This is a genomic window from Thioalkalivibrio sp. ALR17-21, assembly GCF_000420185.1.
GTDB classification, from domain to species: domain Bacteria; phylum Pseudomonadota; class Gammaproteobacteria; order Ectothiorhodospirales; family Ectothiorhodospiraceae; genus Thioalkalivibrio; species Thioalkalivibrio halophilus.
In genome coordinates, this window is the sequence record NZ_ATUL01000011.1 from 80,149 (window position 1) to 97,232 (window position 17,084).

The following is a 17,084-nucleotide window of genomic DNA, read 5'->3' on the forward strand; positions in this document are numbered from 1 at the left end:
GTCGGCCGGCACCCCGGAAACGGGCCCCGCGCCCGCACGCGACAGCCCCCTGATGACCGAACAACCGGACGAACCCAGCACCGAAATCCGTGAACTCCGGGCCCGCAAGCGCCTGGTATATGCGCTGGTACTTGTCGGCGGGATCGCGATCACCCTGCTCAGCTGGTGGTTCCGCGGACCCGACGATCCCTTCCTGGCCCGGGTCTATCCGCCGTTCGCGGCTGTCCTCGCCGGGCTGCTGGTGGTGCTGTGGCGGCAATGGCTGACGCTGGAACACCTCGAAGGGCTGATGGTACTGGTCGCCTCCGCGCTGATCCTCGGGCGGCTGGCCTGGCACATGCACTTCGCCGCCGGGATCGAGCAGCAACTGATGGTGCTGGTCGGCGGCCATTTCTGGGCCGTGGGACTGCTGGTCGCCGGCGCCTTCGTGATGCTCGACCGGCGCCGCGGCATGATCGCCGGGATCGTCATCCTCGGGATCTCGATCCTGCTGACGGTCACCGGGGCCCTGCGGGAATACATGGCAGCCGCCCCGCCCGCGGCCGAGACCCTGATGTACCTGGTGCGCGTGCATGTGTTCCTCGGCCTGCTGCTGGCCCTGCTGGCCGCGGTCGCCGGGATGCGCGACCAGCTGCAGCGCGCCCTGCTGCGCGCCGAGATCCTGCACGACTGGGCGACCACCGATCCGCTCACCGGGCTGGCCAACCGCCGCGCCGCCGAGGCCGGGCTGGAACGCGAGATCGCCTATGCGCAACGCTACCATCAGCCGCTGAGCGTGATCATCGCCGATCTCGACCATTTCAAGGACGTGAACGATACCCACGGCCATGCCCATGGCGATCGGGTGCTGCGCGAGGTCACCGCCCGGCTGCAGGCGCGCGTGCGCGACAGCGACCTGACCGCCCGCTGGGGCGGCGAGGAACTCCTGGTGGTCGCCCCCGGCATCGACCTGCGGGAGGCCACAGCGCTGGCCGAGCGCTGCCGGCGGGCCCTGGCCGAGGAGCCCGTGGCGGGCCTCGGCATCACCGCCACCCTGGGCGTAGCCGAATTCACCCCGGAAGACGACCGCGACTCCCTTCTCGCCCGCGCCGACCGCCAGCTCTACGCCGGCAAGGCCGCGGGCCGCAACCGCGTCGTTCCCCCGCCCGACCCGCTACCCGGCACCTGAACACACCCCGCGAGCGGCGCATGCGGGACGCCGTCCCGTTCGCTATTCGGCACCGCCCGAGTCACCTTCGGGCTCCTCGCCGAACCACACCAGGGCATATTCCTCCGACAGCGCGGCGCCGATGGCCTCCCATTCGACCTCGGACCATACGCCCCGATTGACCATCACCTCGTGATGCGCGTCGCTGTCACGCCAGATCCGCAGCGCCTCCTCCCGGTCCATGCCGGAACTGCGCCAGGCCGCGATCTCGTAACCGGCATGAGGGTAGTCCTCGCCGGTAATCTCACGCGGCTTGCGGCGCATGCACTCCGCGGATGCCTTGTCCCCGGGGCGATAGCAGCACGCGGTCCAGTCTCCCTCCTCGGACCAGCTGTGCAGGTTGCACTGCTCGCCCTCCGCGGCATCCGAGGACTCCAGATCCTGCAGATGGGCCTGCGCGACCTCGGCCAGCGCGGGCGACCAGGCTACCCGCTCCAGCCCCCGGTCCTCGCGGTGTTCGTTGACCGTCTCCACCAGACGTTCACCCGGCGACGGGGGCGTGGCACAGCCGCTGACGAGGAGCAGCAGCACAACGGGCAACAGGCCCGGCCATGCGGCCGGGCGCGGGATCGGTACGCGTCGCAAGGTCAGTCCTCCAGCATGTAGGCCAGGATCAGCGGCGCGACGATGGTCGCGTCGGAGTGGATATCGAAACGCGGGGTCCCGGGACGCAGCTTGCCCCAGGTGATCTTCTCGTCCGGGGGCGCACCGGAATAGCCGCCATAGGTGGTCTCGGCATCGGTGACCTGACAGAAATAACCCCAGGTCGGGGTGTCTTCCAGTCCCAGCTCGCGGGTGATCAGCGGTACCACGCAGATCGCGAAGTCGCCCGGGATGCCGCCGCCGATCTGGAAATAACCAATCCCGGGGGCCGGGTCGCAGTTCTCCAGATACCAGCGCACCAGGCGGTTCATCTGTGCCGTACCCGGCTCCACGCAGTCGTGGCGGGCCACGTCACCGCGCATGACCGCGGCGGAAAACGCATTGCCGGTGGAGGAGTCTTCCCAGCCGGGGGTCCAGATCGGGACGCCGCATTCATCGGCGGCCAGCAGCCAGCTGGCCTCGGGCTCGATGAAGCGTTCGCGCAGCCACGCGTCGCGCAGCACGTCCTGCAGGAAATCGGCGGGCGAAGCCTGGCGCCCGGATCGCGCCGCCGCCTCCCAGCGCCGGATCAGCAGCGACTCCACCGTCTGCATCACCGTTTCCGGGATGCCGATGTCGGTCACCCGGCTGACCCCGCGGGCGTACAGTTCGGCCTCGCGCTGCGGCCCGAGGGTGCGCCAGTCCGGCAGGGTCTCGTAGGTGTCGGCGCCGATCAGGCGAAAGGCGTCCTCCTCGAGATTCGCGCCCGTGCAGGCGATCCCGTGGATCAGGCCGGCGCGGATGGCGCGCGAGAGGATGCGACCGAACCCGGCGCTGGACATCGCTCCCGACATCGACAGGAACATGCGCCCGCCGGCGTCGGCGTGGTCGCGCCAGGCGCGCGCGGCGGCGCGCAGCTCGCGGGCGTTGAAATGCCCGTAATGGCGCTCGATGAACTCTGCGACCTGCATCCGCTCAGCCCCCGGCCCCGGCGCCCGAGTAAACGCCGCCCGAGCTGCCCCGCTCGGAGATGGTCTGGCCGAAGCCCCCGCGATCGGAGCGGTTGTTCACCCGGCCGGCAATGGGCGCGCCCGGCGCCGGGATGATCGGCATCGGGATCACCCAGGTCTCGGGGTCGCCCAGGGTCATGCGGGCGGTGTCGAAGCCGGCGGTGTACAGCTCGTGCAGCCAGTTGGCCAGATCGTCCTCGGGCGTGGCGTCGGCATCCGCCGCCACGTGCACCACCCTGGCGATACCCGCCCCGCGCAGCCGTTCCGGCCCGGGGAGAATGGAATCATCGATGAAATAGCGGTTGTCGTAATCGCCCGCCTCCGGCTCCGCGTGCGTCAGTCGTCGCGCATCGCAGACCCACACCGGCGGCGCGTCCGCGGGCACGCCGCGCGCCCAGCGCGCCGCCACCCGCGGGGCCATGGTCACCATCGCGTTAACGACTTCACGCGAGTCGACCATGATACGGGGATCCCCCGCGTGCGGGGGCGCGGCCGTGGGTTCCGCGTCCAGCCGGCGCATCATGCCCGCGGGCTCGGAGTTGGCCCGCGGCCAGTGATCGAAGGTCGCGATCAGCTGACAGGTCCCTTCGGCAAAAAGCGTCGCCGCCATCTGCACGCTCAGACCGCCCGGCAGATCCACCACCGTCAGGGTATCCGGGCGCAGCCAGTCCCAGGTACCCGGCGGGCGCTCGGCGGCAATCCGCTCGTGCAGCCGCTGCTCGTGTGGCTGCAGCTTGAGGCGATCGATCCCGGCGAACAGCGTGGGGCAGTGATACGGCCGCCACGGCCCCTCCGGATGCGGCCCGTACAGGCGGTACAGCCGTTCATGGTGCATGTAGTCACGCCAGTCTTCGGAGACCGTCTGTCCCTCCACCGGCGGCGCGGCATCGGGGTCTTCGGTGCCGGTCCCCAGCGGGGACCCGAGGCGCTCAAGCAGTTTCAACCATCGTTGGGACATAATTCGCATCGTGCCGGATGACGGGGTGGCGGCTGACCCGGGTGTGATACCCGGCGAACTCGCCGTCGACGAGAAAGACCCCCACCACCGGGTAGCCCATGCCATGGGAAAACCACAGTGGTGCGGGTTCGAAGAATTCCTGCAGGACGAAGCCCTGCGGGTCCTGCAGCGCGGTATCCAGGGCCTCTTCCCAGGCCGGTGCCGACAGCGCGGCGCCAATCCGGATGCCCTCGCCCATGCGTCCGTAGCTGCGTTTCAGCACCCATTCCTCGCGCTCGGCCAGCCAGGCGTCACGCCCCTCCGCCCGGGGATAGCACGAACGGGTGAAGTCACGCGCCAGCGTGGCCAGCGTGTCCTCGGACAGGGCCAGCGCATGTTCGGCCGGGGCCGCGTGAAAGCGCTTGCTCTCCGCCACCACGGCGGTCAGCGGGTTCATGCAGGGCACCTCCTGCGCAACCCGCAGCCACGCCTGCGGGTCGGGCAGCCCGGGGATCCATTCCGCGGGGTAGTGCCGGAACAGCGCATCCACCGGCCGATCGAACAGGTGCGGACGGCCATCCCGCCATTGCAGGTTGGCCGGCGAACCAATGACCGTCGCATGCCCGGCCGCCTCCAGCCACCGCGCCACCGCGGCGACCTGCTGCAGATCCACCGACCAGGCGGTTGCGTGGACCAGACCGATGCGCGGCCACGGCGCCAGCGCGGCAGTGATCGCGGCGGCCAGATCCCCGGCCGGCTGCATCCCGCGCACGCCCGTCGCCGCGGCAACGGTGGCGTCCAGCTCCGCGGTCTCGGCCAGCCCGCCGGGCACATCCTGGTTGAACTCGCTGATCCGCCAGCATTCGTCGGTGCTCCAGTGGAAGTCGCAGCGCGTCAGCCGCGGTCCGGGCGCAGGCGCCGTGGCCACGACCTCGCGCAGTTCGGCCGGCACCCCCACCGCCTCGAGACAGGCCGGCTGAGTGCGCACCGCCTCCTCCATCTCGCACTGTTCCGCCCAGGCGGTCTGCGCACGCCGCACCAGCGCCCGGTGCTCTTCGGCGCCCAGCACCAGGAAATCCGGCAGCACCGTGGGGTCGCCGGCCTGGTGCATGTCCCACTTGCCCAGCTGCAGCGACAGCCGATCCAGCAGGCGGCTCGCCTGCGGCGGCTCCAGCGGCCAGGGCTCGGTTCTCACCCGCGCAGTCCCAGCAGGGTCGAGACCAGCGGTGCCAGCAGGACTCCGGCCAGCGCCAGCAGGATGTAGACCCCGCCCTCGCGATCGCGCGAGCGGACCGCCGGCACGCCTTCGTCGCCGGCCTGATCGCCGGCATGGGCCGGCGCGGGCGGCCGCATCACCTCGTGGCCCAGCACCGGCAGGGCGATCACGCTGAAGCCGATCAGCGCATCACCGAATCCCCGATAGTCGCCGTGCACCGCATAGGTCAGGGTGATCGCGCAGGCAATCATGAAGTACCCGGCCGCCTTCGCATCTTCCATGTTGCGATCGCGCACCACACGGCGGTAGAAGTCGGTCTTCTCCCGCCGGATCCACAGCCCCAGGGTCACGACCAGGATCAGCCAGCCCATGCCGAAGAACCACGGGGTGATCCACCAGCCGTCCTCGTAACCGGGCAGCACCTCGAAGACCCAGCCGTACTCCAGCCCGCCGGCCTCCAGATCGCCCCAGCTCGCACCGCCGAAGATCATCCCGGTCGCCAGCACGAACGCACCGAGGAAGACCCCGGCGGCAAGATTGCCACGCTCGAACACGTCCACCTGCAGGCGCGGGCCGAACAGCTGCCCGGCCACCTGCCCGAAGAGCTTGATCGCGGCGAACGCCATCAGGGCGTAGAGCACGAACCAGAACCCCTCGATGGTCGGGTCGGCGTGATGCACAAGCACCCACAGGCACCAGGCAAAACCGAGGATGATCCCCAGACGCACCGCGCCGATCGCCGCATTGCCCCGTCGATACATCGGGTGCAGGCGCGAGGCACGGCTCCAGAGCAGGCCGAAAAAGGAGGTGACCAGCGCCATCCCGAACACCAGACCGGTGTCCGGCCAGAAGATGTCGGCCTCATAAAAAAAGACCGCGGACAGGGCGCCGACCCACACCCCGACCAACAGGACCCCGGCCACCTTCTGCAACAGATAGGCTTTATGATCCGTGTGCATCTTGCGCCCCATCCGGAAACACGCCCAGCGGCTGGGCCATACAATGGAAGGTGCCCCCGAGATGCACCAGCGCGCGGGCATCCAGACCCACCGGCCGGTGGTCCGGCAGGCAGTCGGCCAGCACCCCCAGCGCGATCGCATCCTCCGGTACGCCGAACTGCGGCACGATCACGCGCCCGGGAGCGATGTAGAAATTGGCGTAACTCGCCGGCAGCCATTCATCATCGGGACCCTGCAGCACGGGGGCCGGCAGACTCACGACCTCGGGCGGGCCGGTCACCAGATCCAGCGCGCTCAGACGCCGATGCATGTCCTCCAGCATCGCCGCGTCCGGGTGCGCCCCGTCTGCCGAACGCATCGCCACGATGCGATCCGGGGCCACGAAACGGGCCAGGTTGTCGATATGACCGTCGGTATCATCCCCGCTCAGGCCACGCGGCAGCCAGTGCACCCGCCGCACGCCCAGGGTCGTGCGCAGGGCCCGTTCCATCTCCGGCATGTCGGGATTGTCACGCGCGGGCGCGCCCAGCACCGATTCGGTGGTCAGCAGATCCCCGGCCCCGCTGGATTCCAGCGCGCCCCCCTCCAGCGTCAGCGGCAGGCGCTCGCGGCGCTGGCCCCAGCGGCGCGCCAGCATGAGCGGGACCAGCGCATCCAGTTCGCAGGGGTGCTTGTTGCCCCAGCCGTTGAAGCCACCGTCGACCAGCAACGTCCGTGAACCCTCGCGGACCCACAGGGGGCCGGCATCGCGCATCCAGATGTCGTTGACCGGCAGCGGCTCCAGCCGCAGCGAGATCCCGTCCTCGCCCCCCAGCAACGCACCCGCATCTTCGCGTTCCTCGGGCGATACCAGCACGCATACGGGTTCCACCTCGCGCAACTCGGCGACCAGCTCCCGAAAGGCCGCCAGCACGCCGGCGTATTGCCCGCGCCAGGCCTGCTCCGCGGACGGCCATGCGAGCAGCGTGCCGCCTCGCGGTTCCCACTCCGCCGGAAACCTGCGGACGGGTGCGGTCGGATGCGTTCTCGCCGCACCCGCAACATGATCGTCCGTATCCGCTGCCGCCGGCACCGCCCCCATGACCTCTCCCCTCCCCCCTTGAAGACACCCCGAAGGTCACACTCCGGGCGCGGATAATGCCACAACCCTGCGAAGCCCTCCACCGGACCACTCCGGCACGCGTTACACTGCGATGAACAGTCGTCACAATTACGGGCGAGGAGCCGGAACCACATGTGGCTTAGGGTCACCAGCGAACTGGACATGCATCTGACGGCGGCCAGCCCGATGCTGCTGCTCCTGCGCCCGCGCAGCGACGCCCATCAATGGGTGGCCGCCGATCGCTATCGGGTTACCCCCGACATCGACGTCGCCGAATACACCGACCGCCACGGCAACCTGTGCCAGCGGCTGATGGCGCCGGCCGGACCATTCTCGATCCATGTCAGCGCCGATGTGCGCATCCGCCCGGAGCCGGTTCACGTCACCGACGCGCTGTTCGTCCCGGTCGAACAACTGCCCGACGACGTGCTGGTCTACCTCCTGCCCAGTCGCTTCTGCGAAGCGGACCGGCTGGGCCGGAAGGCCTGGGAAATCGTGGGTGGCTGCCGCCCGGGCCACGAACAGGTCACCGCGATCTCGCGCTGGATCCATAGCCACATCGAATACCGCACGGAAACCGACCCGACCCCGATCTCCGCCAGCGAGGTCCTGGCGCGCGGCAGTGGGGTGTGTCGCGATCTCGCCCATCTGGGCATGGCCCTTTGCCGCAGCCTGAGCATCCCCGCACGGATCACCGCAGGGTACGTGCACGACCTGGAACCGATGGACCTGCATGCGTGGTTCGAGGCCTGGGTCGGCGGGCGCTGGCACACCTTCGACCCGACCCAGGCCCGGCCTGGCAACAGGCGGGTACGCCTGGCCTACGGGCGCGACGCGGCCGATGTCCCGCTTTATCATCTGTTCGGCCCCCCGGCGATCCCCACGCGCATGGAGGTCTCGGTGGAGACCCTGACGCCGGCCGGTTGACCCGGGCGCCGGTTTCAGGAGCCGACCTCAGGAACCGGCCGGCTTCTTCTTGCTCTCGGATTTCGAGGCATTCACCGCACGCTTGAAGCTCCAGTTCCGCAGCTCACGGATCTGCTCGACCATGGTCTTCGACAGCGGGACCGTGCTGATCGCCGCCCGGATGATGTCCTTCTGATTGAACGTCCGCCCCTCGCGGTAGGCCTCGATGCGGGCCGAACGCACCAGCTGCTCGATCTCGGCCCCGCTCCACTCCTTGGTGGTGGCGGTGAGATACCCCATGTCGAACTGGTCCGGATCGCCACCATGATGGCGAATGTGCAGTTCCAGGATCTCCCGGCGCTCGTCGGCGTTGGGCAGATCCAGGAAGAACAGCTGGTCGAAGCGGCCCTTGCGCATCAGCTCCGCCGGCATCAGCTCGATGCGATTGGCAGTAGCCGCGACAAACACCCTGGGCGACTTCTCCTGCAGCCACGTCAGGAAGCTGGAGAAAATGTTCACGTTACCGCCGCTGCCGGTGGAGTCGAAGCCGAAGGCATTCTCCAGCTCGTCGATCCACAGCACCACCGGCGCGATCTCGTCGGCGATTCGGGTCGCGCGGGCGAACGCGTACTCCGGCGTACCAAAACTGCCTGACAGCACCAGACTCATGTCCAGACGCGCCAGCGGCAGGTCCCACGCCGCCGCGATGGCCTTGGCTGCCATGCTCTTGCCGCAGCCCGAGACCCCCATGAACAGCACCCCGGCGGGCAGCGGCACCCCTTCCTCGTAAGCCTTCTCCGAGAACAGATCGGCACGCGTGGTCACCCACTCCTTGAGGACCCCCAGCCCGCCAATGTCGTCCAGCGAACGCTGCGGCGGGTAGAACTGCAGCACGCTCTCCTTGCGCAGGATCTGGCCCTTCTCCTCCTGCACCTCGCGCAGCAGGGTGTCCTCGTCGACGTCCTGCATGCGCAGCAGGCGCGAGGCCAGGTGGCCGGCCTCGTTGAGCGACAGCCCGCGCATCCCCGCCGCCAGACGGAACAGCAGCTCGCGCGAATGCGCCTCGGCGCCGCGACGCCCCTCGAGAAACTCCAGCAGTTCCTCTTCGGTGGGCAGATCCACGTCGACCAGGAAGATCTCCTTCTTGATAATGTCCGGCAGATGCAGCTGCGGGCAGCTGACGAACACCACATTGCTGGTGCCTTTCAGCTCGTAGTAAAGATCACGCAGCCCGCGCACCAGCCCGGGGCGCTGGTCGAACCACACCGGCAGATCCTTGAACAGGCTCATGCGCGGCGGATCACGATGCCCCGCGATCCGCGCCAGCGCGTCCTCCGGATCGTGGACGGCCGGCTCGGCCTCCACCGCCGCGCCGGAAGCCGCCTCCTCCGGTGCGGCAAAGCCGCGCGCGGCGGACCACACCTGCAGACGTCCCTCCTCTCCGTAGTACTTGCGGGCCACCTGCTGCAACAGCCGCTCGATGCGGTCCTCGTCCCAGCCCTGCAGGTAGATGATGGGATAACGCGAACGCAGCCCGCGCAGGATCCGTTCCACCGTCGGACTCCGCTTCCCCGCCATGCGCGCTCCTGGTTGTGGAAAATGGCCCCAGTATAGACCTGCTTCCGGAGCTTCCGGATACCCGCCCGCGGCAGCCCCGGGTTTGACCGCCCCCTGATGGTTGTGATTCTTTTCACACAACAGAACGAGGGGGCCAGCATGGTCGACCGCAGCCTGACCGGGCATGAAATCATTCTCGAACCGCACGACACCATCCAGTCCCGCACCGACACCCGCGGCGTCATCGACCTGGCCAACAACACCATGGTGCGTATCTCGCAGTACAGCCGCGAGGAACTGATCGGCGCCCCGCACAGCATCGTGCGCCACCCGCACATGCCGCGCTCCGCCTTCTATGCGATGTGGCAGATCATCCAGGGAGGCGACGAGTTCTTCGGTTTCGTCAACAACCGCGCGAAGAGCGGCGACAACTACTGGGTCTTCGTGCGGGTGGCCCCGCGCACCTCGGCCAGCGGCGAGATCACCGGCTACAGCTCGGTGCGCATCCGCCCCAAACGCGAGGCCGTCGAGGAATGGTCGAAGATCTATGCCGACATCCTCGCCGTGGAACAGAAATACCCCAGGGAAGAACAGGTCCAGGCCGGTTATCAGGCGATCCAGAAGGCCATGCGCAAGCGCGGTTTCCGCCACCTGACCGACTGGGTCATGAAATCCGTATAGCGCGCGGGTATGTTGCAGCACGGTCGCCGCCGGCGTAACGTTCGAGTCCGTGAGAACAACGTTTTCGAGGCCTTGATCCATGCACGCCATCCAGGAAGATCCCCGGCAACAGGAACGCGAGCTGCGCGCCCGGCGCCGTTCGCTCAACCTGCTGGTGGCAGCCACCGCCGCGGTGCTGGCGTTCTGGGCCCCGCCGGGCTACGACTCCCCGGTGGCCACGGTAACCCAGGCGGACTGGTCTCAACTGGACTGGCCGGGCAGCGAAGCGCCGGGTTCGGCCGAAGTCACGGAATTCCGCCCGCAGCTCCCGCCGCCGGGCGTGGATGCCGATCAGGTCACCATGGAAGAGAGCGACGACACCATGGTTCTGACCCTGGATCGCGAGCTGGAGCGCACCTCCGGCGACCTGCGCTCGCGTGACCGCGTCGAGCGCGCGCCCGCCGACTGATCCCCTCTACGCAAGCCCGGATGAGGCCCCGAGGCGTTCGCCTGCCCGTCCTGCGGCTGCTGCCGGCGCTGTGCCTGCTGTTGCTGACGGCCGGCATTGCCGGGTCGGGAACGGCCCTCGCCGATTCCCCGGCCGCCACCGTCACCGCCGGGGGTGAGCCCGTCCCGGTGCAGCGCTACCCCGCCGACCACGGCCCCGTCCTGCTGTGGTTTCCCTCCGAGCATGGCCTGCAGGACGAGCACCGCCAACAGGCCCTGGCCCTGCAGGCACGCGGCGTGGAAGTCTGGCTGGCGGATCCGTTCACCGGGCATTTCCTGCCGGAGGCCGCCTCGTCGTTCGACGACATGCCGCTGGCCACCGTCCCGGGTCTGCTGGACGCCGCACGCGAGGAGACCGAGCGCCCGGTGTTCGTCCTTGCAAGCGACCGGGCCTGGCCCTGGCTGCTCACCGGGCTGCACCAGTGGCAGCAGGCCAACCCCGGCTCGGAGGATCTCGCCGGCGTGCTGATGCTCAGCCCGTTCCTGCATACCGGGGCGGACGCCGCCGAGCCCGAGCTCCAGCCGATCGTCCACTACAGCAACCTGCCGGTCTTCATCCTGCAGCCCGTACAGTCTCCGCAGTTCCAGCACCTGGGCCGCGTGCGCGCGGCGCTGGCCGAAGCCGGCAGTTCCGTGGGCGTGAGGCTGCTCCCCGAGCTGCGCGACCGCTATTTCTTCCGGCCGGACGCCACCGCCGGCGAACGCCTCGCACGCGAGGCACTGCCGGGCGAACTGCTGCGCGGCATGGACCTGCTGGCCCGCACGCCCTCGGCACGCGAGCCGCGCGTGCCCGCGGCGGATGTCGATCTCGCGGTGCGCACCCCGTCGGGCACCGACGCCCGCCTGAATCCGGTGGAAGAGCAACCGGACGCGCCGGAACTGATCCGTCCCGATCTGGCCGGTGAGGAACACGACCTGCGCGACTACCGCGGCGAGGTCATTCTCATCAACTTCTGGGCCAGCTGGTGCCCGCCCTGCGTGCACGAGATGCCGTCGATGCAGCGCCTGGAAGACAAACTGCGCGACGAGGGCTTTCGCATCCTCGCGGTGAACCTGGGCGAACCGGAAGACACCATCCGCGCGTTCATCGAGGACGAGGTAGAGACGGAGTTCACCATTCTGCTCGACCCGCAGCAGAAGTCGCTGGAAGACTGGCGCGCCCTCGCCTTCCCCACCAGCTACGTCATCGACCGCGAGGGGCGCGTGCGCTATGCCCTGTACGGGGCCATCGAATGGATGGAACCCGGGGTCGTCGAACAGATCCGCGACCTGCTGGAGGAGTAGCCGGCAAACGCCGGGCGCGAACGTGCACATTAATCCGGGTTTCCCTAGGATACGGACACCACAACGGAAGCGAGGACGATCATGACGGAAAACACCGAGGGACGACTCCCCAACCTGCCCGTACCCCTGTTCGCCACCGTGATGGGCATGGCCGGCCTGACACTGGCCTGGCGCACCGGCGAAATCGTCTGGGACGGCCCGTCCACGATCAGTGCGGCACTGACCGGACTGACCACGGTGCTGTTCATCTTCCTCGCGATCGCCTACCTGTCGAAACTCAAGGGCTGGCCGGACAAGGTGAAAGAAGAGTTCAACCATCCGGTCAAGCTGAACTTCTTCGCCGCCACCTCCATCTCGTTGATCCTGCTGTCGATGCTCTGGCTGCCGGTGGCCGAAGGCTGGGCGCTGGCCCTGTGGATCGTCGGCATCATTGGCCATCTGCTGCTGACACTGGTCGCGATGGCGCGCTGGACCGGTGCCCAGCCGATGCCGATCGAGTCGATCAATCCGGCCTGGTTCATTCCGGTGGTGGGGAACATCCTGATCCCGCTGCCCGGCGTGGCCTTCGGCCTGGTCGAACTGTCTTGGTTCTTCTTCAGCATCGGCCTGGTGTTCTGGATCGTACTGATGACGCTGGTGTTCTATCGCTTCATCTTCCACGACCCGCTGCCCGAGCGCATGATGCCGACCCTGGCCATCCTGCTGGCGCCGCCGGCGGTGGGCTTTCTCGCGTGGATCCATCTGACCGGCGAGGTGGACGCCTTCGCGCGCATCCTCTACTACATCGGCGCGTTCCTGTTCCTGCTCCTGCTGGTGCGCCTGCCGGCGTTCTTCCGCCTGCCCTTCTTCCTCTCCTGGTGGGCGTATTCGTTCCCGGTCGCGGCGTTCAGCATCGCCACCATGCGGTTCGGGATGCACGGCAACCTGCCGCTGATGGAAACCCTGGGCGTGATCCTGCTGGCCCTGACCACCATCCTGATCGTCGGCCTGGCGCTGCGCACCCTGAAGGCGGCCCGTGCCGGAGAGATCTGCCGCCCCGAGTAGGCCGGGGCCGCGTCAGAGTTCGTCGCGGACCCAGCGGATGATGTCGGGGGCGCGCATCGCCCCCGGCTGCCGGGCCACTTCCCGGCCCTGTTCGAACAGGGCGAGGGTCGGGATACTGCGGATCCCGAACCGCTTGCCGAGGGTTTCCTCGGCGTCCGTGTTGATCCGCACCAGCCGCACCCGCGGCTCCAGCTCGGCGGCCGCGAGCTCGAATTCAGGGCCCATCATCTTGCACGGCCCGCACCACGGCGCCCAGAAATCGATCAGCACCGGGATGTCGCTGCGTTCCAGATGACGGTCGACATTGTGTCCGTTGAGCTCCGCAGGGCGCGCGATGAACAGCGCCCCGTGGCACTGACCACACTTCGGTGCGCCCCCGATGCGGCGCGACGGTATGCGGTTCACGGCATCGCAATGCGGACAGACGACATGTACGGATTCCTTCATTGCAATCACCTCGGGGCCGGAACCAGACTTCCCCCCCTGTATAGCATCCGGAACACGGGGCCGTGCGGAAGACCCGCACGAATTCCGGCACTGCCTCATGAATACCCGGTCAACGTTGCACGCAAGCGCCGAGTTCTGTATTCGTATATGCGGACCTCCCGAAATACCCGGTCCGCGAGCCGCACCACAACGCCCCACCCGAACCCCGAACGGTACGCGCATGAGTGAAAAGCTCGTCGTAGAGGACCTTTACAAGATTTTCGGACCGCGCCCGCACCGAGCCCTGGACCTGCTGGAACAGGGCCTCGACAAGGACGCGATCTTCGCGCGCACCGGCAATACCGTGGGCGTCCGCGAAGCCAGCTTCAGCATTCACGAGGGCGAGGTCTTCGTGATCATGGGACTGTCCGGCTCGGGCAAGTCGACCATGGTCCGGATGTTCAACCGCCTGATCGAACCCACCGCCGGACACCTGTACGTGGACGGCGAGGACATTACGCGGATGAGCCGCAAGCAGTTGATCGAACTGCGCCGGCGCGACATGTCAATGGTGTTCCAGTCGTTCGCCCTGCTCCCCCACAAGAGCGTCATCGACAACGCCTCGCTGGGCCTGGACGTCTCCGGTTTCGATCGTGCCCGCCAGCAAGAACGGGCCCTGCAGGCCCTGGAGGCCGTGGGGCTCGGCGCGCACGCCAACAGCTACCCCGACGAACTCTCCGGCGGCATGCAGCAGCGTGTCGGCCTGGCCCGCGCCCTGGCCACCGACCCCACCATCCTGCTGATGGACGAGGCTTTCTCCGCGCTGGACCCGCTGATCCGCACCGAGATGCAGGACGAGCTGCTGCGCCTGCAGCAGGAAAAGAGCCGCACGGTGGTATTCATCTCGCACGACCTCGACGAGGCCATCCGCATCGGCGACCGCATCGCGATCATGCAGGGCGGGCAGGTGGTGCAGATCGGCACGCCGCAGGAGATCGTATCGAACCCGGCCAACGACTACGTCCGCTCGTTCTTCTACGGCGTGGACGTGAGCCAGGTGTACTCCGCCGGCGATATCGCCAGCCACGATGCCATGCCACGGCTGCAGGCCGGCCAGGCGGATGCCGCCGCGGCCCGGCAGCAGCTGGGTGCCGATGGCTGCGCGGTCCTTCTGGACGAAGCGGATGGTTTCCGCGGCCTGGTGTCCGCCCGCAGCCTGACGGACGCCGCCGATCTCGACGCCGCACGCATCGACGGCATCGACACGGTGGAGGCCTCCACCGCCATGTCCGATGTCCTCGGCCGCGCCGCCGCCAGTGACTGGCCGCTGGTCGTGGTGGAAGACGGCCGTTTCATCGGGACCCTCTCGCAGCGCGACCTCCTGCAAACCCTCGACCGGACCCATCACTAGGCCCACCCCCATGACGCAAGACGAACCGGACCTCCAGGACCACGAAACCATCGGGCCGCTCGAATCACTGGCCGAGTGGTTCAACGAGACCGTACTGGAGCCGATCACCATCGGTGACTGGATCGAGGACGGGGTCGACTGGATCAGCGACAACCTCGAGGGGCTGCTGGACGGGATCGAGGCAGTCATCCGCGCCCTGGTGGACGCCACCGAGTTCCTCCTGCTCTACCCGCTGTGGCTGACCGCCTTCCTGATTGCCGCAGGCGTATGGATGCGCTTCGGACACAAGATCGGAGCCATCACCACCGGCGTGCTGCTCGTGGCCTTTGGCCTCGGGGTGTTCTCGGAAACCGTTCAGGCGCTGCTGTGGTTCCCGCCACCCTGGGTACTCGCCGTATTGATTGTTCTTGGCGGGATCTGGCGGGTCGGCTGGCGTTTCGGCCTGTTCGCGGCGGTGGCGCTGCTGCTGATCTTCTCCATGGAACTGTGGCCGGAGACCATCCGCACCCTGTCCCTGGTGGTGGCCTCGTCCATTGCCGCCCTGATCATCGGCCTGCCGATCGGCATCGCGATGTCGCGCAATGACACCGTGGAGATGCTGGTGCGCCCGGTACTGGACCTGATGCAGACCATGCCGCCGTTCGTGTACCTGATCCCGGCGGCGATCTTCTTCGGTCTGGGGACCGTACCCGGCGCGATCGCCACGCTGATCTTCGCCATGCCCCCGGCGGTGCGCCTGACCAACCTGGGCATCCGTCAGGTCAGCAGCGAGCACGTCGAGGCGGGCCAGGCTTTCGGCTGCACCCCGCGTCAGCTATTGCTCAAGATCCAGCTGCCGCTGGCGATGCCGTCGATCATGGCCGGCATCAACCAGACCATCATGCTGGCGCTGTCCATGGTGGTGATCGCGTCGATGATCGGCGCCGGCGGCCTCGGCGGCACCGTGCTCACCGGCATCCAGCGTCTGCAGGTCGGCGTCGGCTTCGAGGGCGGTCTGGCCGTGGTGTTCCTCGCGATCCTGCTCGACCGTATCAGTCAGAGTTTTGGCCAGCGCCGGCGCGAGGGCAATGCCTACGGCAATCTGCTGCGCTGGTTCTTCAGCGGCCGGCAGAAGGCCGATGCCTGATCATCCGTTCATCCACGCGGCCGCCCCGAATCCCGGCGGCCGGATGCTCAAGAAGCAACAAGGAGAACCGTAACCATGATGAAGAAGAAACTGCTGACGACCGCCACGGCCGCTGCCCTGTCCCTGGGCATGGCGACCTCCGCCGCGCAGGCGGACGACGTGCGCATCGGCTGGACCGCCTGGGCCGATGCCGAGTTCATCACCCAGGTCGCCGACCGCGTGATCCAGGAACGCCTGGACACCGGCGTGGAGCTGGTGCAGACCGACATCGCCCCGCAGTACGCCGGTCTGGCCGGCGGCGACCTCGACCTGATGCTGATGTCCTGGCAGCCGATCACCCACGAGGACTACATCGACCAGTTCGGCGATGACATCGTCGATCTGGGCGTGCTGTACGACAATGCCAAGCTGGGCTGGCTGGTGCCCGCCTCGCTGCATGCCGAAGGCCTGACCTCCATCGAAGACCTGCGCGATGACGAATGGCGCGATCGCCTGAACGGCGAGATCCAGGGCATCGACCCGGGCGCCGGCCTGACCCGTCTGTCGCACGACACCATCGAGGAATACGAGCTGGATTACACCCTGATCGAAGCCTCCGATGCCGCGATGACCGCCGCGCTCGACCGCGCCATCCGTCGTGACGACGCCATCGTGGTCACCGGCTGGAGCCCGCACTGGAAGCTGGGCGCCTACGAGCTCGAATACCTCGAGGATCCGAAGGGCTCGCTGGGTGGTGCCGAGTCCATCCACGCCATGTCGCGTACCGGCTTCGCCGATGACTTCCCGGAAGTCGCCGCCTTTGCCGGCTGCATGAACATCGACATCGACCTGCTCAACGAGTACATGTACCTGGCCGACGAGGAGTCCACCGGCCACGCGGTGGACAAGTTCTTCAATGACGAGGCCGGGCTGATCGACGAATGGGTGGCCTGCGCCCGTAACTGATCCCGTCCAGGGAACGCACCGGCAGCCTCGCGCTGCCCCCGGGCCCGGCCTTCTGGTCGGGCCTTTTTTATATCCGGCGCCCTCCCCGATCGGGCCTTTAATCGGCCAGAGGGCTGGCCTCCTACAGGCCAAACCCGGCCGCGTAGGAGGCCGGCCCTCCGGCCGATGGGGCCGGGCCTGATGCCCGATCGGCCAGGGGGCTGGC

The 17,084-nt window shown here is 68.1% G+C and carries 17 protein-coding genes; 9 read left to right on the forward strand and 8 right to left on the reverse strand.

Translation table 11 applies throughout. The annotated features are described in order from the left end of the window. Positions 1–52: 52 nt before the first annotated feature. Positions 53–1,168, forward strand: a complete 1,116-nt coding sequence (locus G020_RS0107665) for a diguanylate cyclase (protein ID WP_024329188.1) — start codon at positions 53–55, stop codon at positions 1,166–1,168. 42 nt (positions 1,169–1,210) lie between these two features. On the opposite strand, the gene G020_RS0107670 is transcribed toward G020_RS0107665, so the two are convergent. The 6 genes from G020_RS0107670 to G020_RS0107695 are packed head-to-tail and all read right to left on the reverse strand — an operon-like array spanning position 1,211 to position 6,992. After that, positions 1,211–1,792 carry a CAP domain-containing protein gene (locus G020_RS0107670; RefSeq protein ID WP_024329189.1) on the reverse strand — a complete coding sequence of 194 codons (582 nt, stop codon included), beginning with the start codon at positions 1,790–1,792 and terminating at the stop codon, positions 1,211–1,213. A 2-nt stretch (positions 1,793–1,794) separates the two neighbouring features. Continuing rightward, positions 1,795–2,760, reverse strand: a complete 966-nt coding sequence (locus G020_RS0107675; protein ID WP_024329190.1) for a deoxyhypusine synthase family protein — start codon at positions 2,758–2,760, stop codon at positions 1,795–1,797. A 4-nt stretch (positions 2,761–2,764) separates the two neighbouring features. Further along, complete coding sequence (locus tag G020_RS0107680; protein WP_024329191.1) at positions 2,765–3,742, reverse strand: hypothetical protein; 978 nt, start codon at positions 3,740–3,742, stop codon at positions 2,765–2,767. Further along, a complete protein-coding gene (locus G020_RS0107685) occupies positions 3,729–4,931 on the reverse strand; it encodes a glutathionylspermidine synthase family protein (RefSeq protein ID WP_024329192.1) in 1,203 nt (400 codons plus the stop codon). The genes G020_RS0107680 and G020_RS0107685 overlap by 14 nt, the downstream gene beginning before the upstream one ends. Next, positions 4,928–5,911 (reverse strand): hypothetical protein, encoded by a 984-nt coding sequence (locus G020_RS0107690; RefSeq protein ID WP_024329193.1) that lies wholly within the window; start codon positions 5,909–5,911, stop codon positions 4,928–4,930. Before G020_RS0107690 ends, G020_RS0107685 begins: the two co-directional genes overlap by 4 nt. Further along, a complete protein-coding gene (locus G020_RS0107695) occupies positions 5,895–6,992 on the reverse strand; it encodes an agmatine deiminase family protein (protein ID WP_024329194.1) in 1,098 nt (365 codons plus the stop codon). The genes G020_RS0107690 and G020_RS0107695 overlap by 17 nt, the downstream gene beginning before the upstream one ends. A 153-nt stretch (positions 6,993–7,145) precedes the next feature. Here G020_RS0107695 and G020_RS0107700 point away from each other — a divergent pair, with 153 nt between their 5' ends. Continuing rightward, positions 7,146–7,940, forward strand: a complete 795-nt coding sequence (locus G020_RS0107700) for a transglutaminase family protein (protein WP_018947642.1) — start codon at positions 7,146–7,148, stop codon at positions 7,938–7,940. A 27-nt stretch (positions 7,941–7,967) separates the two neighbouring features. On the opposite strand, the gene G020_RS0107705 is transcribed toward G020_RS0107700, so the two are convergent. Further along, a complete protein-coding gene (locus tag G020_RS0107705) occupies positions 7,968–9,497 on the reverse strand; it encodes an AAA family ATPase (RefSeq protein WP_024329195.1) in 1,530 nt (509 codons plus the stop codon). Positions 9,498–9,635: 138 nt separating this feature from the next. On the opposite strand from G020_RS0107705, the gene G020_RS0107710 reads away from it, so the two are divergent. The 4 genes from G020_RS0107710 to G020_RS0107725 all read left to right on the forward strand — a co-directional run bounded on the left by G020_RS0107710 (position 9,636) and on the right by G020_RS0107725 (position 12,971). Continuing rightward, positions 9,636–10,157 (forward strand): PAS domain-containing protein, encoded by a 522-nt coding sequence (locus G020_RS0107710; RefSeq protein ID WP_024329196.1) that lies wholly within the window; start codon positions 9,636–9,638, stop codon positions 10,155–10,157. Between the two features lie 79 nt (positions 10,158–10,236). Further along, entirely contained in the window at positions 10,237–10,605 is a 369-nt protein-coding gene (locus tag G020_RS0107715; RefSeq protein WP_018947639.1) for a hypothetical protein, read from the forward strand. A 20-nt stretch (positions 10,606–10,625) separates the two neighbouring features. Next, positions 10,626–11,927 carry a peroxiredoxin gene (locus tag G020_RS0107720; protein WP_024329197.1) on the forward strand — a complete coding sequence of 434 codons (1,302 nt, stop codon included), beginning with the start codon at positions 10,626–10,628 and terminating at the stop codon, positions 11,925–11,927. A gap of 81 nt (positions 11,928–12,008) precedes the next feature. Further along, positions 12,009–12,971 (forward strand): SLAC1 anion channel family protein, encoded by a 963-nt coding sequence (locus G020_RS0107725; RefSeq protein WP_024329198.1) that lies wholly within the window; start codon positions 12,009–12,011, stop codon positions 12,969–12,971. A 12-nt stretch (positions 12,972–12,983) separates the two neighbouring features. Here the strand turns inward: G020_RS0107725 and trxC are convergent, their stop codons facing one another. Further along, a complete protein-coding gene (trxC, locus tag G020_RS0107730) occupies positions 12,984–13,418 on the reverse strand; it encodes a thioredoxin TrxC (protein ID WP_024329199.1) in 435 nt (144 codons plus the stop codon). Between the two features lie 220 nt (positions 13,419–13,638). On the opposite strand from trxC, the gene proV reads away from it, so the two are divergent. The 3 genes from proV to G020_RS0107745 all read left to right on the forward strand — a co-directional run bounded on the left by proV (position 13,639) and on the right by G020_RS0107745 (position 16,879). Further along, positions 13,639–14,808, forward strand: a complete 1,170-nt coding sequence (proV, locus tag G020_RS0107735; protein WP_024329200.1) for a glycine betaine/L-proline ABC transporter ATP-binding protein ProV — start codon at positions 13,639–13,641, stop codon at positions 14,806–14,808. 10 nt (positions 14,809–14,818) lie between these two features. Then, complete coding sequence (locus G020_RS0107740; RefSeq protein ID WP_024329201.1) at positions 14,819–15,934, forward strand: proline/glycine betaine ABC transporter permease; 1,116 nt, start codon at positions 14,819–14,821, stop codon at positions 15,932–15,934. A 75-nt stretch (positions 15,935–16,009) separates the two neighbouring features. Next, a complete protein-coding gene (locus G020_RS0107745) occupies positions 16,010–16,879 on the forward strand; it encodes a glycine betaine ABC transporter substrate-binding protein (RefSeq protein ID WP_029681239.1) in 870 nt (289 codons plus the stop codon). Positions 16,880–17,084 lie beyond the last annotated feature (205 nt).